Below are 15635 nucleotides of genomic sequence, written 5' to 3' on the forward strand. Positions count from 1 at the left end.
CCTTCCTGTCTGTCGCTTTCTATACATAAGCGTCAGTTTCCTGATTTCCACGAATATACGGGCCAGATATAGGATCGGATCGAAATCAAATCGCGTCAAGCGCCTTGCGCAAATCCGCAATCAGATCTGCGGTTGCTTCCAGCCCGACGGACAAACGCACCAGACCGGGCGAAATGCCAAGTTCGATTTTCTGATCTTCCGGCAGGCGCTGATGCGTTGTTGTGGCGGGATGGGTGGCAATGGACCGCGCATCGCCCAGATTGTTGGAAATCAGCACGATTTGCAGCGCATTCAGAAAACGGAATGCCGCCTCCTTGCCCGCCGCGATATCCAGCGCCAGCACTGTGCCGAAACCACCCATCTGCGCCTTTGCGACCGCATGGTGGGGGTGGCAGGCCAAGCCCGGGAAAATGACGCGCGCCAGTCTGGGATCATCTTGCAGGGCTTCTGCGATGGCCTGCGCACTGGCGGCCTGCGCACGCACGCGCAAATCCATCGTTGTCAGGCCATTGACCATCACCCATGCATTGAACGGGCTTAACGCGCCGCCTGTGTGTTTCATATAAGGTTCGACCGTGCCGCGAATAAATTCGCGCGTGCCGCAGATCACACCGCCCAGCGCACGCCCCTGCCCGTCAATATGCTTGGTTGCGGAATAAATCACCACATCCGCGCCCAGTTCCACTGCACGGCTGAAAATTGGCGTGGCAAACACATTGTCCACCACCACCGTGGCCCCCACGGCATGGGCGATTTCGGCAATCGCGCGCAGGTCCACAACTTCCAGCGTGGGGTTGGACACGGTTTCACAAAAAACCGCGCGCGTGTCGGGACGGATGGCCGCGCGCCACTGGTCCAGATCGGTGCCATCAACGAAATCGACCTGCACGCCGTAGCGTGACAGCACTTCTTCCAGAATATACAGGCAAGACCCGAACAGCGCACGCGATGACACGACATGATCGCCCGCGCGTAGCATCGCTGTCAGCGCCCCCGACACCGCAGCCATGCCCGATGCCGTGGCAAATGCGTCTTCGGTGCCTTCGATCGCGGCGATCCGGTCTTCGAACACCGCCACAGTGGGGTTACCGTAGCGGGCATAGATGAATTCATCGGCTTCGGTTTTCAAAAACCGTGCCTCGGCCGCTTCGGCCGACGGGTAGACGAACCCTTGGGTCAGAAAAATCGCCTCGGCGACTTCGCCATATTGGCTGCGCCGCGCGCCTGTGTGCACCAGTTTCGTGCGCTTATCCCAATCTTGTGCCATTCCGGTCCCCGACGCAAAGAAAAACCCCCGGACTGTCACAGGCCGGGGGCATGAAACGCCCTGACCTCTTTAGCGGTTTTTTTAGCGTGGCCCGCAATCCGGTAACAAAGCGCCACGTCGCTTTGCAATAAGGCTTTCGTCAGGGCAGGTCAATCAGGCTTTGCGCGTATCAGGCCACGTTTTCCAGCGACACCTGCGGCTGCACGCCCAGCGCATGGCAGACATCGCGCGTCAGATAGGCACGGTTCAGGGTGTAGAAATGCAAATCTTCCACCCCTTCGGCAATCAGGCGATCACACATTTCGGTGCAAATTGCGGTTGCCAGCAAATCCTCGCGCCCGTCGCGCGCCGCCTTTTCAAACGCGTCATCCATCCATGCAGGGATATGCGTATTGCACGCGCTGGCGAATTTGCGAATACCGGCCCAGTTTTCAATCGGCACAATGCCCGGAATGATCTTGCCAGTGATTCCCTGACGCTGGCATTCATCGCGGAAGCGCAGGAATGTTTCAGGTTCAAAGAAGAACTGCGTGATGGCCGAATCCGCGCCCGCCTGAAACTTGCGCTTCAGCCACATGACATCGGCGCGGGCATCGGGGGCGTCAGGATGGGGTTCGGGATAGGCGCCTACGCGGATTTTGAACTTGCCGGTATTGGCCAATGCCTCGATCAACTCTACCGATGACCCAAAACCGTCGGCATGGGGGGTGAAGCGCGCGGCCCCTTTGGGGGCATCGCCGCGCAGCGCCACAATCTCGGACACACCGGCATCGGCATAGGCGTTCACAATCTCCAGCGTTTCTGCGCGCGTGGCGTCCACACAGGTCAGATGCGCGGCCACGTTCAGGCCGTATTGCGCCGCGATGGTTGTGACCGCCTCATGCGTCAGTTTCCGCGTTGTGCCCCCTGCCCCGTAAGTGACCGACACGAATTCAGGGGCCAGCGGGGCCAGCATGCGCACCGTGTCCCACAGCCGGAAGCTGGCATCCAGCGTCTTTGGCGGGAAGAATTCAAACGATATGCGCGGCGTGGTCATCATTGGTGCTCCGGTTTTTGTTGCCCCCTTGTGCCATGTCTGCGAATGTGAAACCAATTCATTATTCTCATCACCATTATGAACGGGATTGAAGGATGCATATCGAATTCCGGCATCTTCGCACCATCAAGGCCATCCATGACGCAGGCGGGCTGGCGCGCGCCGCTGATCTGCTGAACATGACCCAGTCAGCACTGTCGCATCAGGTCAAGGGGCTGGAAGATCAGGCAGGGGTGGAACTGTTCGTGCGCCGGTCCAAGCCGCTGAAACTGTCGGCGGCGGGGCTGAAGATGCTAAGCGCCGCCGAAGATATCCTGCCGCGTGTCGCCGCGCTGGAGGAAGAATTCACCGGTCTGGTCAAGGGGCGGCTGGGGCGGCTGCATATCGCAATCGAATGCCATGCCTGTTTCGACTGGCTGTTTCCCGTGCTGGAGCAGTTCCGCAAGGCATGGGCAGATGTCGATGTCGATATTCGCCCCGGTCTGGCTTTTGACGCGCTGCCTGCGCTAAGGCGCGAGGAAGTGGACCTTGTCATCTCATCCGACCCGGAAGATTTGCCGGGCATCACCTTTTTGCCGCTGTTCGACTATGAACCTGTCTTTGTGGCATCGGCCACCCACCGGCTGGCCACACAGGACTATGTGACCGCGCAGGATTTTCGCGACGAAACGCTGATCACCTATCCCGTGGACCGCAACCGGCTGGACGTGTTCACGCAACTGCTGACCCCCGCCAAGGTCGAACCCCGCGCCATCCGGCAGGTGGAACTGACCGCCGTTATCCTGCTGCTGGTGGCATCGGGGCGGGGGGTGTCGGTGCTGCCCGACTGGGTGCTGCGCGATGTGCGCTATCATTCGGACTATGTGACCAAACCCATCACCAAGGGCGGCCTGACCCGCCGCCTTTATGCCGCCGTGCGGGCCGAGGACGCGGCAAAACCCTTCATGGCGCATGTTTTGCGGCTTGCACGGACGGAGCCGGTGAAATTGCAGAGGGGGTGAATCTCATGCAAATTTTTAGAAAATGAATCCAATAAACTCTAAACTGTTGACAGGTAGAAACAAAATTATCAATGTGCTCGAATAAGGATTGGAGCGCTCTTTGTCAAACGTTACTTTTCGCTTTCAAGTACCAAAACATGAAATAAGTCTTGACACTTTTGTTGCCTCTGCGGAGGCTACAAAAGCAACAATCCGAGCTATCAGTCAAGAATTCTTCGACGATTCTACTCTACTCGAATTATATGTTTTATCACCGGAAGCCGGGTGTTTAAGGCAGATCCTTCGCGTTGGCATCAATACGGCGAAGGGTATTGGTTTCAGTTACGCGATTATTTGGGCAGCATTGCAAGCGCTAGAAACAGATATTGCAAAGGAAGTTACTAAAGAGTTAACTGGGAAATATCCAAAGGAGATTGCGGCTCAAACCGTGAGAGCATGGAGTAATGCACTCGAGGCAGCTAAAGTGCAAGAAATTTCAGATGAAGAACTGGAAGTCGTTTGCCAAGAACTGTCAGAACGCGTTTCGCGCCTCACTTCAGAAATTTTATCGGCACCGCGTGAAAAAATAGAACAGCTTTCTCTTTCAAACGAAGCTAGATATAATCTTGCTGATGCTCAGGCTAAACTTTTTAATGCTTGCATTCATGAAGAAAGCTTAGAGAGCATTGAGATCGAAACCTCTAACACCCCACCAATTCCAAGAAATCAATTTCCGCAGAGGGCAATCTCTCCCAAGAGACGGGAAGATGATGAGATTCAAGACTGGGAAGTGATTTTAGGAGAAATTATAATTACATCACCCAACCTTGAAGAATCTGATCAGAAAAGCAGGAAATGGAAAGGAAAACTTCCATCTGGAAAGATTATAAATTTTATTATTTCAGATGAAAATTTTTGGGCACAGGTTGACAGCGGCAGTTTTCGGTTCGGAAAAGGAGATAAAATTAATGCACAAATCTCTATCTCAGAAAAATATTTTAATAAAAAAAGAGTGATAAAAGTTATAAAAGTTCTATCATTTAACGAGGAAAATCTAGGAGAGCCTCTAGATAAGAATGCACTTCTAACAATTCTTGGTAGAATTAACATCCTTAAGAAAGAGCCTAATCTTCTTGATCTCTTAGAAGATGACTGAGCTACTCTTCTGTAGATACATCATCAAACGTAGCCAATTTAATTTCACCGAATGGGACATTTGATCCAGTTCAACAACAGCATTCAGCTCGCTATGATCCCCCACACCCCCTTCACATCCCCCCCATACCCAAGTATAGCGCCCTCTGACCCAAGCTAGGAGCCGTTCGGATGCAAGGCAGTGCCAACCTTAACCTGATGATCAAAGCCGCGCGCAAGGCGGGCCGCGCCTTGGTCAAGGATTTCCGCGAAGTGGAAAACCTTCAGGTGTCGTCCAAGGCCGCAGGTGATTTCGTGACCCGTGCGAATGTCGCCGCCGAACGCATCATCCGCGAAGACCTGATGGACGCGCGCCCCAATTACGGCTGGCTGGCCGAGGAAACAGACCCGCTTGAGGGCAAGGACCCGACACGCCGCTGGATCGTGGACCCGCTGGACGGGACCGCGAATTTCCTGCATGGCCTGCCGCATTGGTCCGTGTCGATCGCGCTGGAATTCAAGTCTGAAATAATTGCAGCCGTGGTGTTTGACCCCGCCAAGGACGAATTGTTCGTCGCTGAAAAAGGCGCTGGCACCTTTATGAATGACAAGCGCCTGCGCGTGTCAAACCGCAACAGCATGCTGGATTGCATATTTGCAACCGGCATCCCCCAGGCGGGAAAACGCACGCTGCCCGCCACCTTGCACGATCTGGCGCAAATGATGCCTGCATGCGCGGGTGTGCGGCAATGGGGGTCGACGGCGCTGGATATGGCCTATGTGGCGGCAGGGCGTTTTGACGGATATTGGGAACGCGAATTGCAGCCTTGGGAATATAGCGCAGGGCTGCTGCTGGTGCGCGAAGCAGGCGGGTTCACCGCCCCCATTCGCGACGGCGCCGATATTGCCGAACGTGGCGAGTTGATCGCGGCCAATTCGGGCGTCTTTGACGGGCTGACCCGTGTGCTGCGCAAACGCCCCGAATAACCCCGCTGCGGCAATATCCTGCCCCGATGGAATCGCAGTGCGGGTTCATGCGGGCCTGAAGGGGGCGTTGCAACCATGGACAAAGCCCGCGCCATCGGTGGGCCGGGGTCTGCCGATCCTACGTTAGAGGGGCGCAGTTTATGCAAGCTGCATATTCTAAAGATCACAGGCTTGGCCTGCCATCAGCCAAATCGGCAGGCCGCGGGACGGCCAGACCTATGGCGCGGCGGGCTGCGCCCTTTGCTCCGCGCCTTGGGCGTCCCCCTTCTGGCCAGCCCCCGCAAACCGGATATTCCAACCTGACCAGACCAGACTCTAGCGGAGGCGTTTGAACAGCCGCATCTGTTCATAAAGCGATTCCATACGTTCCAGCCTTTCACTGGTATCGGCCCAGTTGCGTTCCTGAATGCGCGCCAGCATCGCCTCGACAATCGCGACAAGGGGCACCACCGTGTCCCATGCGGACGGCACTTCTATATGGCTGGCAAGGATATGGCGCGCGACACTGGCCGCAGGCGACACCCATCTGTCGGTCAGCAAGATGACCTCTACGCCCTGCTCGTTGGCCAGTTCGGCCAGTTGCATCACTGACGGCTCATACCGGCGAATGTCGAACACCACCAGCACATCACGTTCGGTCATGTCCAGCAGCGCGGGCGGCCATGTGTTGGGCAGGCTGGACAGCAGCGACACATCGGCGCGCATGACCTTCAGCGCGGTTGCGAAATATTCAGCGATGGACCGCGTCAACCGCCCCCCCACCATATGCACAGGGCGCGCCTTGTCCGACAGAATGCGCGCCGCTTCGTCAAAGCTGGCCAGATCCTGCTGGCGCAGTGTCATGTTCACATTTTCGATCACACTTTGGGCAAACCGGTTCAGGATATGATCCTGCGCGCCCGCCCCTGCCCATTTTTCGTGCTTGGATATGGGCGAGGCCAGTCTTTCGCCCAGATCTTCATGCAGTTGCGTGCGAAATTCGGGGTAGCCCGAGAACCCCAGCTTGCGCACCAGCCGCACGACAGTCGGCCCTGACACTTCGGCGGCGCGGGCGACATCGGACACGCTGCCCAGGACGGAAACCGGAAAATTCCCAAGCATATAAGCCGCAAGTTGCCGTTCGGCCCGCGTCATGTCCGGCATTGCCGCGCGCAGTCGCGCCTCCAGTGTGTCGATAGGTTTCATGCCAGCCCCCTGTCCCTGAAAGAACTACGAACAAGTTTGTAATTTTTGTTACAGAAAATCAATGCAAGAAAAAGTCTTGACGAAATCGCCCCCCATGCGGCAGGCTTGCCGGTATCAGCCCGATGGAATCTATCTGATGTCACATCCCGACCCTGCACCCTTATCATCCACGCCGCCGCCCATGCATGGCGGCTGGTCAGGCCTGTGCGATGCCTGGGGTGCCACTGGCGCTGCGGACCCTGATGCGTTGACACCGCAGGTGCTGCTGATCTGCGAACACGCATCAAATGCCACAGCCCCGCCATGGACGCATTTTGACGAAGACCCCGCGCAAATGGCGGCCCATGTTGCCAGCGATCCGGGCGCGCTGGGGCTGGCGCGGGCGCTGGGGGCCATTCTGGGCCAGTCCACCGGCGCGGCAGAACTGGTGCACGCGCCCCTGTCACGCCTGATCTATGATCTGAACCGCAGCCCCGACCGCGCGGATGCCATGCCGCCAGTGTCCGAATCATTCCATATACGGCAAAATCAGGGGTTGGATCTTGGCCAACGCATGACCCGTATGGAAGCGCTGTATCTGCCGTTTCACAACCATGTCCGCGCCCGCATTGCGCGTGCGCTGATGCATGGCACGCGCCCGTGCATCGTGACCATCCATTCCTTCAGCCCGACATGGCACGGCCTGCCCCGCGATGTGGAATTCGGCATCATCCACGATGACGCGCCCGAATTCGCACAGGCCATTCTGGCACATTCTGCGGATACCGGACTGACAACGCGCCTGAACGAACCCTACAGCGCCACCGATCATGTGACCCACACGCTGCGTCTGCATGCGCTGCCATATTTCCTGCCCAATGCCATGCTGGAATTACGCAATGACCTGATTGCCAGCCCCGCACAGCAAGCCGATATTGCCGCGCGGCTGGCACCCGCGATATTGCGCGCGATGCAAACCCTGAAGGATGGCCCATGCCCGCAATCCTGATCACCTATGTTCGCTGGGTAGAGGCGCTGAACTACCGCGTGGGCCGTCTGGCCATGTGGGGGCTGTTTGTGCTGATGGCCGTGCTGATGTGGGGGGCGGTTGCGCGCGCGGGCTTCACCCCGCAAATCTGGACGGACGAGATGGCACAGTTCCTGCTGCTGGGGTATTTCATGCTTGGGGGCGCGTATTCGCTACAACTGGGATCGGCGGTGCGGATGGATCTTTTGTATTCGCGCTGGTCGGACCGCACGAAAGCCGCTGTCGATGCGATTACCATTTTCACGCTGCTGGTCTATCTGGGTGTGCTGTTATGGGGCGGGATTGAAAGCACGCAATATGCGCTGGAATATGGCGAACGCCGCCGTGGAATGTGGCGGCCCTATATGGCGCCCATCAAGATTATCATGTGCCTAGGGATTATGCTGATGATCCTGCAATGCACTGCGTTTCTGATCCGTGATATCGCCAAACTCAGGGGCAAGGACATCTGATGTCATATGAAATGATTGCAGCCCTGATGTTCGGGTCCATGCTGGTGGTCATGCTGACCGGCCAGCGCATGTTTGGCGTCATTGGCTTTGTGGCCGTGGTGGCCGCGATCGGGTTGTGGGGCGACCGTGGCGGGCATGATCTGGCATTCGCGCAGACCATCAAGCTGATGAACTGGTTTCCGCTGATGACGCTGCCGATGTTCATTTTCATGGGCTATGTGCTGTCGGAAAGCAAACTGGCCGATGATCTGTACCGCATGTTTCATGTGTGGTTCGGCCCTGTGCCGGGCGGGCTGGCGATTGGCACGATTGTGCTGATGGTGCTGATTTCAGCCATGAACGGGCTAAGCGTGGCAGGCATGGCGATTGGGGCCACAATCGCGCTGCCCGAATTGCTGAAGCGAAATTACGACAAGCGCATGGTCACGGGCGTCATTCAGGCCGGCTCCAGCCTTGGGATTCTGGTGCCGCCGTCGGTGGTGCTGGTGCTGTATGCGATGATCGCGCGCCAGCCGGTGGGTCAGCTATGGATGGCGGGCCTGTTGCCGGGGCTGCTGCTGGCCACGCTGTTCATCATCTATATCTGGATACGCTGCAAGATTAACCCCGCCCTTGGCCCGACCATCGATCCCGACGAACTGGCGCGCGTGACGCGCTCGGAAAAATACCGCCTGCTGCTGGCAGGGTTGATGCCGCTGGGCATTTTCGCGGTGATGATGGTGCCATTTGTTCTGGGCTATACGCGGCTGGTCGAAAGTTCGGTCGTGGGGGCGGTGGCGGCGCTGGCCGTGTCACTGGCCAAGGGCCGTATGAGCTGGGATGTGCTGGAGCGCTGCACCCGCAAGACACTGGCCATTTCATGCATGTTCTTGTGGATCATCCTTGCAGCGCTTGCCTTCGGCGCGGTATTCGACGGGCTGCGCGCTGTGGATTTCGTGCGCGCGCTGTTCATGGAGAACCTGGGGCTTGGGCGCTGGGAAATCCTGATCCTGATGCAGATTTCCTTTATCCTGATGGGCATGTTTCTGGATGACACCGCGATGCTGGTGATTGTCGCGCCGCTATATGTGCCCATTGTGCGGATGCTGGAATTCGATCTGATCTGGTATGGGGTGCTCTATACCATCACCTGCCAGATCGCCTATATGACGCCGCCATTTGGCTATAACCTGTTCCTGATGCGGGCCATGGCGCCGAAAGAAGTGTCCTTGATAGATATCTACCGCTCCATCGTGCCCTTTGTGGGGGTGATGGTCATTGGCCTTGCGCTGGTGATGATCTTTCCACAGATCGCGCTGTGGCTGCCGGGCGTGGTATTTCCCTGAACCCATACAGAAGGCGCGGATAACGCGCCCGAACAACTGAAACCCAAGACAGGAAGGAAGACCCATGACAACGACAAGACGGAAGTTTCTGACCACCAGCGCCCTTGGCGGCGCGGCAACCCTTGCCGCACCCGCAGTGCGCGCGCAATCTACCATCCGCTGGCGGCTGCAAACCTATGCCGGTGCGGCCCTTGGCGCACAGGTGGCCAAACCCGCCATCGACATGTTCAACGCCATTGCGGGCGATGAAATGCAGATTGATCTGTATTATGCCGACCAGCTTGTGCCCACGGAAGAGCTGTTCCAGGCCATGCAGCGCGGCACAATCGACGCTGTGCAATCGGATGATGACAGCATGGCGTCACCCACGGAAGTGACCGTGTTCGGCGGCTATTTCCCCTTCGCAAGCCGTTACAGCCTTGATGTGCCAGCGCTGTTCAATGACTGGGGCCTGAACGAGATCTGGGCCGAGGAATATGAGAAGGTGGGCGTCAAGCATATCTCGGCCGGGTCCTGGGATCCGTGCCATTTCATCACCTCCTCGCCCATCACCTCGCTTGCCGATCTTGAGGGGAAGCGGGTGTTTACCTTCCCGACTGCGGGGCGGTTCCTGTCGCAATTCGGTGTGGTGCCGGTCAGTGTGCCATGGGAAGATGTGGAAATTGCGCTGCAAACCCGCGAGATTGACGGCGTGGCATGGTGCGGGATCACCGAAGCCTATGAGGTGGGCTGGGCCGATATCTGTAGCCATTTCCTGACCAACAACATTTCTGGTGCGTGGATCGGGCATTTCTTTGCCAATATGGACCGCTGGAACGAATTGCCCGAACATCTGCGCAACCTGATGGCGACGTGTTTCGAGCAGTCGCATTACTACCGCCAGCACTGGTATTGGGCGGGCGAGGCGCGGCTGCGCACCGAAGGCGACAAGCTGGAACTGACATCCATTCCCGATGCGGAATGGGGCAATGTTGAAGGGGCAGCGCGCGATTTCTGGGAAGAGATCGCCGCCGAATCCGACACCAAGCGCCGCGTGGTCGAGGTGTTCCGCGCCTATAACGCGGCGATGGACAAGGCGGGCCGCCCCTATCGCTACAGCTAGGGCTGGTTTGACCGGCAAAGGGGGGGGGCTGTCTGCCCCGCACCCCCCGAGGATATTTTTACCAGAATGAAAGCGGATACACGCGCGTGCTGGATGTGGTAGGAGGATTGGCTGATGGCCGCTGAGATGACATTGCAGGACCTGCAAAAAGCCTTTGATGACGGTGAGATTGATACAGTATTGGTCGCGGCCCCCGACATGCAGGGGCGGCTGATGGGCAAGCGGTTCCATGCCGCGCATTTTCTGGCATCGGGATATGAAGAGACGCATTGCTGCAATTACCTGCTGGCCACGGATATGGAGATGCTGACCGTCGAGGGATATGCCTCGACCAGTTGGGCCAAGGGATATGGCGATTACATGATGAAGCCCGATCTGGGCACGCTGCGCCCCCTGCCCTGGCTGGAAGGGACCGCGCTGGTGCTGTGCGATCTGGTGGATCACCACACCCATGAGGAGATCAGCATTTCGCCGCGCGCCATTCTGAAGCGCCAGATCGCGCGGGCGCAGGCAATGGGCTATGTGGCAATGGCCGCGACCGAGCTGGAGTTCTATATTTTCGAGCAAAGCTACGAGAATTTGCGCGATCATGGAACGGACCGGCTGACGCCCGTTTCGGCCTATAATGAAGACTACCACCTGTTCCAGACCACCAAGGAAGAGCCGCTGATGCGCGCGCTGCGCAATGGCCTTTATGGTGCGGGCATTCCTGTGGAAAATTCCAAGGGCGAGGCAGAGGCCGGCCAGGCGGAAATCAATATCCGTTATGCCGATATGCTGACCACTGCCGATTATCATGTGATCACCAAGCAGGCGACGAAGGAAATCGCATACGGGCTTGGTCAGTCTGTCACCTTCATGGCGAAATATGACCACCGCTGCGCGGGATCATCGAGCCATGTGCACCAGTCGCTATGGACACCAGAGGGCACAGCGGCCTTCATGGACGGGGATGCAGGATATGGCATGTCGGCATTGATGCGCCAGTATATGGCCGGTCAACTGGCCCATGCGCGCGAGATCACGGCGTTTCTGGCCCCCAATGTGAACAGCTACAAACGGTTCTGCACCGGCATGTTCGCCCCCACCAAGGCGGTGTGGTCGCTGGACAACCGCACGGCGGGTTTTCGTGTGTGCGGGGATGGCGGCCGGGCAGTACGCGTGGAATGCCGGATTGGCGGGGCGGATCTGAACCCCTATCTGGCCTGTGCGGCGCTGTTGGCGGCGGGGCTTGCGGGGATCGAGCAGGGTATGGCGCTGGAGCCGGAATTGCGCGGTGATATGTATGGCGCGCGCGAAGCACGCGAGATTCCCAAGACCCTGCGCGAGGCGGCCGACCTGCTGGAAGGGTCGGATATGTTGCGCGCGGCGTTTGGCGATGATGTGGTGGAGCATTACACCCATGCTGCAAGATGGGAGATTTCGGAACATGACCGCGTGGTCACCGACTGGGAACGCAAGCGGTTGCTGGAGCGGGGCTGAGCAAACGGCTGCGGTCTGTCTGAGTATTTTTTGGCAAGATGAAGCCCGCAGCACAAAGGTGCGGGGCAGAAAACAGGAGCAAGGATGTCTACGATCAAGCTGATCTCGCCCGTGGATGGGTCGGTTCATGCCGAACGCGCGGCCCTGCCGCTGGCGGATGCGCGGGCCTGTGTCGCACGCGCACGCGCGGCGCAAGGGAACTGGGCTGCGCGCCCGTTGCGTGAGCGTGTCGATCTGGTCATGGCGGGTATTGACGCGCTGGAGGGAATGAATGCCGAGATCGTGCAGGAACTGGCGTGGCAAATGGGCAGGCCTGTGCGTTATGGGGGCGAGATGGGCGGGGTGCGCGAACGTGCATCCTATATGGCCCAGATTGCTGCGGATGCATTGGCAGACGAGGTCATTGAAGACAGCGCCACCCTGAGCCGCGTTCTGACGCGCGCGCCGCAGGGTGTGGTGTTTGTCATCGCGCCGTGGAACTACCCGTTCCTGACGGCAGTGAACACGGTTGTCCCTGCACTGATTGCGGGCAATGCAGTTGTGCTGAAACATGCCAGCCAGACCCTGCTGGCGGGCGAGCGGCTGGCGCAGGCGATGCATGCAGCCGGCGTGCCGCACGATGTGTTCCAGAACCTCGCTCTCGACCATGCCACCACAGAAGCGCTGATCGGCGAGCGTGCCTTCGGGTTTGTGAATTTCACCGGGTCCGTGGGGGGCGGTCAGGCGATTGAGCATGCGGCGGCGGGCACTTTCACGGGCCTTGGGCTGGAACTGGGCGGCAAGGATCCGGGCTATGTGCGCGAAGATGCCGATCTGGATGCCGCCGTGGAGGGGCTGATGGACGGGGCGATGTTCAATTCCGGCCAGTGCTGCTGCGGGATTGAACGGATTTATGTCCATGAAAGCCTGTATGATGCCTTCGTCGCGAAGGCGGTGGCATGGGTGGGCGGCCAGAAGCTTGGCAACCCGCTGGAGCAGGACACAACCATGGGACCGATGGCGCATGCGCGTTTCGCAGCCACTGTGCGCAGCCAGATTGCCGAGGCTTTGGGCGCGGGCGCACGCGCCTTGATTGACCCTGCCCTGTTCCCTGCCGATGATGGCGGGGCCTATCTGGCGCCACAGATTCTGGTCGATGTGGACCATTCCATGCGGGTTATGACGGAAGAAAGCTTTGGTCCCGTGGTGGGCATCATGCCGGTGAAGGATGATGCGCAGGCGGTGGCATTGATGAACGATTCCCCCTATGGGCTGACCGCATCAATCTGGACCCGCGATGTGGACGCCGCGCGCGTCATTGGTGCACAGATTGAAACAGGCACCATCTTGATGAACCGTTGCGATTATCTGGACCCGGCGCTGTGCTGGTCGGGCTGCAAGGACACAGGGCGCGGCGCGGCCTTGTCGAAACTGGGCTATCTGGCACTGACGCGATCCAAATCCTACCATCTGAAAAAGGTCTGAGACATGTCATTTTCGGCAAACTGGAGCTATCCGACAGTGATCAAATTCGGCGTGGGCCGGATTTCCGAACTGGCGCAACATTGCAAGGCTGTGGGCATGACACGCCCGCTCTTGGTCACCGACAAGGCGCTGGCGACGCTGCCCATCACCGCGCAGGCACTTGATGTGCTGGAAGCGGCGGGGCTGGGCCGTGCGGTGTTTTCCGAGGTGGACCCCAACCCGACCGAAGCCAATATGGATGCGGGCCTTGGGGTGTACCGCGCAGGTGGGCATGACGGGGTTGTAGCCTTTGGCGGCGGCTCGGCGCTGGATCTGGGCAAGATGATTGCGCTGATGGTGGACCAGCCTGTGGGCGTGTGGGAGCTGGAAGATATCGGGGATTGGTGGACGCGGGCGAACGCGGACACTATAGCGCCCATCATCGCTGTGCCCACCACCGCGGGCACAGGGTCCGAAGTGGGGCGCGCAGGCGTGCTGACCGACAGTGCCACGCACCGCAAGAAGATCATCTTTCATCCCAAACTGATGCCCGCTGTCACCATCTGCGACCCTGCGCTGACAGTGGGGATGCCTGCCTTCATCACGGCGGGCACCGGCATGGATGCGCTGGCCCATTGTCTGGAGGCGTATTGCAGCCCGCATTACCACCCCATGTCGCAAGGGATTGCATTGGAAGGCATGCGGTTGGTGTTTGAGAACCTGCCCCGCGTTTATGCAAACGCGGATGACATGGAGGGGCGCGCGAATATGATGTCCGCCGCCGCCATGGGGGCTGTGGCGTTCCAGAAGGGGTTGGGTGCGATCCATGCGCTAAGCCACCCGGTCGGGGCCGTGTATAACACCCATCACGGCACCACCAACGCTGTGGTCATGCCTATGGTGCTGGATTTCAACCGCCCCGTCATCGAGGAACGGATTGCCCGCGCAAGCGCCTATATCGGCATTGATGGCGGGTTTGACGGGTTCCGCGCGCGGGTCATGGAATTGCGCGCGGCGCTGTCCATTCCCGAAAACCTGTCTGCACTGGGTGTGGAGCGCGCGCGGCTGGACGAGTTGACAGACATGGCACTGCTTGACCCGTCCTGTGGTGGCAACCCGATCGAGATGACGCAAGCGAATACGCGGGCGTTGTTTGACAGCTGTATGTGAAGGTCAAAGGGGGCGGGATCACAGCAACAGGATCACCGCCCGCCGGGGTGCATGTTCATTCACCCTCCAACAGAAACGGTCGCAGACTTTCGGCGAAGCACTCCATGAATTCCAGCGTGATCATGGAGGGCTGTTTATGGATCGGGCGCACAAGTGACAGGCGGTGTGGAACGACTGGCCGGAATGGCCGGTAATCCACCCCCTGCCCGCGATATTTCACGGCGTCCAGTTCACTGATGACCGACACACCGACCCCTTGCGCAACAAATTCGCAGGCCGTCGTAAACTGCCGCGCTTCGACAAAGGTTGTGATGCTCTGGCCATCTGCAGCAAACGCTTCTGTCAGCAAGCGAAAGAACGGACTGTCGCGCCGGGTGTGAATCAGCTTTTGCGTGACCAGATCACGCGGACGAATCACATCCAGCCGCGCCAGCGGGCTGTCTTGCGGGAAAATGCACACGGTTCTGACGCGCACTTCCTCATGCTCGACGGCGGGGTGCCCTTCAAATCCGTCGGTAATGCCGAAATCGAACTGTTCGCCCACCATCCATTCCAGAATGCGCTCGGGGCGGTCGGGTTCCAGCGTCACCGTCACGCCGGGGCGGTCTTGCAGAAAATCAGCAACGACGCGCGGCAGATGGCTGATGGCGAATCCCGGCAGACAGGCGATTCGCAGATCACCCGCCTTGCGTTGGGTGATGTCGCGGCTGGTTTCTGAAATGCGGTTCAGCAATTCCAGCAAACGCCGGATATCGGGCAACAAAAAACGCGCTTCCTGTGTCGGAACCAACCGCCCGTCGCGCCGGTCAAACAGGTTAAATCCCAGATCATTGGCCAGATCCGACAAAAGCCTGCTGACTGCGGGCTGCGATACGTTCAACTGCTGCGAAGCGCGCGTCATGGTGCCATGTTCGACCACCGCGTGAAATGCTTCCAGCTGGCGTGGGCTGATCTGCGCTGACATGCATATTTCCTTATGATTTCCCGTGCCGATGTATAATGAAGTATTATACATGAAAATAAAAAAATTGTCTTGTCTTATGAT

Annotated in this window: 14 protein-coding genes and 1 riboswitch; of the genes, 10 read left to right on the forward strand and 4 right to left on the reverse strand. The window is 58.5% G+C overall.

All coding sequences use genetic code 11. From position 1 onward, the window contains the following. Nucleotides 1-85: 85 nt before the first annotated feature. Both metZ and metF read right to left on the reverse strand, forming a co-directional pair. Complete coding sequence (gene metZ / locus P8S53_RS12070; protein ID WP_277804217.1) at nucleotides 86-1267, reverse strand: O-succinylhomoserine sulfhydrylase; 1182 nt, start codon at nucleotides 1265-1267, stop codon at nucleotides 86-88. A gap of 48 nt (nucleotides 1268-1315) precedes the next feature. After that, nucleotides 1316-1393, reverse strand: a riboswitch (SAM riboswitch). Between the two features lie 43 nt (nucleotides 1394-1436). Next, nucleotides 1437-2303, reverse strand: a complete 867-nt coding sequence (metF, locus tag P8S53_RS12075) for a methylenetetrahydrofolate reductase [NAD(P)H] (RefSeq protein WP_306417922.1) — start codon at nucleotides 2301-2303, stop codon at nucleotides 1437-1439. Nucleotides 2304-2398: 95 nt separating this feature from the next. Between metF and P8S53_RS12080 the strand changes: the two genes are divergently transcribed. From P8S53_RS12080 to P8S53_RS12090, 3 genes are all read left to right on the forward strand, one after another. Next, complete coding sequence (locus tag P8S53_RS12080; RefSeq protein WP_277804219.1) at nucleotides 2399-3304, forward strand: LysR family transcriptional regulator; 906 nt, start codon at nucleotides 2399-2401, stop codon at nucleotides 3302-3304. A 100-nt stretch (nucleotides 3305-3404) separates the two neighbouring features. Continuing rightward, entirely contained in the window at nucleotides 3405-4439 is a 1035-nt protein-coding gene (locus tag P8S53_RS12085; protein WP_277804220.1) for a triphosphoribosyl-dephospho-CoA synthase, read from the forward strand. Nucleotides 4440-4609: 170 nt separating this feature from the next. Then, nucleotides 4610-5404 (forward strand): inositol monophosphatase family protein, encoded by a 795-nt coding sequence (locus P8S53_RS12090; protein WP_277804221.1) that lies wholly within the window; start codon nucleotides 4610-4612, stop codon nucleotides 5402-5404. A 315-nt stretch (nucleotides 5405-5719) separates the two neighbouring features. Here the strand turns inward: P8S53_RS12090 and P8S53_RS12095 are convergent, their stop codons facing one another. Continuing rightward, a complete protein-coding gene (locus P8S53_RS12095) occupies nucleotides 5720-6589 on the reverse strand; it encodes a MurR/RpiR family transcriptional regulator (protein ID WP_277804222.1) in 870 nt (289 codons plus the stop codon). Nucleotides 6590-6665: 76 nt separating this feature from the next. Here P8S53_RS12095 and P8S53_RS12100 point away from each other — a divergent pair, with 76 nt between their 5' ends. The 7 genes from P8S53_RS12100 (at nucleotide 6666) to P8S53_RS12130 (ending at nucleotide 14590) form a co-directional block, all read left to right on the forward strand. Further along, a complete protein-coding gene (locus tag P8S53_RS12100) occupies nucleotides 6666-7577 on the forward strand; it encodes an N-formylglutamate amidohydrolase (protein ID WP_277804223.1) in 912 nt (303 codons plus the stop codon). After that, the gene (locus P8S53_RS12105; protein ID WP_277804224.1) at nucleotides 7562-8068 is read left to right on the forward strand and encodes a TRAP transporter small permease subunit; all 507 of its coding nucleotides are present in this window, start codon (nucleotides 7562-7564) and stop codon (nucleotides 8066-8068) included. The genes P8S53_RS12100 and P8S53_RS12105 overlap by 16 nt, the downstream gene beginning before the upstream one ends. After that, a complete protein-coding gene (locus P8S53_RS12110; RefSeq protein ID WP_277804225.1) occupies nucleotides 8068-9393 on the forward strand; it encodes a TRAP transporter large permease subunit in 1326 nt (441 codons plus the stop codon). Before P8S53_RS12105 ends, P8S53_RS12110 begins: the two co-directional genes overlap by 1 nt. A gap of 64 nt (nucleotides 9394-9457) precedes the next feature. Beyond that, nucleotides 9458-10495, forward strand: a complete 1038-nt coding sequence (locus tag P8S53_RS12115; protein ID WP_277804226.1) for a TRAP transporter substrate-binding protein — start codon at nucleotides 9458-9460, stop codon at nucleotides 10493-10495. A gap of 114 nt (nucleotides 10496-10609) precedes the next feature. Continuing rightward, nucleotides 10610-11977 carry a glutamine synthetase family protein gene (locus P8S53_RS12120; RefSeq protein ID WP_277804227.1) on the forward strand — a complete coding sequence of 456 codons (1368 nt, stop codon included), beginning with the start codon at nucleotides 10610-10612 and terminating at the stop codon, nucleotides 11975-11977. A gap of 84 nt (nucleotides 11978-12061) precedes the next feature. Then, nucleotides 12062-13441 (forward strand): aldehyde dehydrogenase family protein, encoded by a 1380-nt coding sequence (locus tag P8S53_RS12125; RefSeq protein WP_277804228.1) that lies wholly within the window; start codon nucleotides 12062-12064, stop codon nucleotides 13439-13441. Between the two features lie 3 nt (nucleotides 13442-13444). Then, the gene (locus P8S53_RS12130) at nucleotides 13445-14590 is read left to right on the forward strand and encodes an iron-containing alcohol dehydrogenase (RefSeq protein ID WP_277804229.1); all 1146 of its coding nucleotides are present in this window, start codon (nucleotides 13445-13447) and stop codon (nucleotides 14588-14590) included. Nucleotides 14591-14645: 55 nt separating this feature from the next. Here the strand turns inward: P8S53_RS12130 and P8S53_RS12135 are convergent, their stop codons facing one another. After that, entirely contained in the window at nucleotides 14646-15554 is a 909-nt protein-coding gene (locus tag P8S53_RS12135) for a LysR substrate-binding domain-containing protein (protein ID WP_277804230.1), read from the reverse strand. Nucleotides 15555-15635 lie beyond the last annotated feature (81 nt).

The sequence above is a fragment of the Roseinatronobacter sp. S2 genome, assembly GCF_029581395.1.
Taxonomy (GTDB): domain Bacteria; phylum Pseudomonadota; class Alphaproteobacteria; order Rhodobacterales; family Rhodobacteraceae; genus Roseinatronobacter.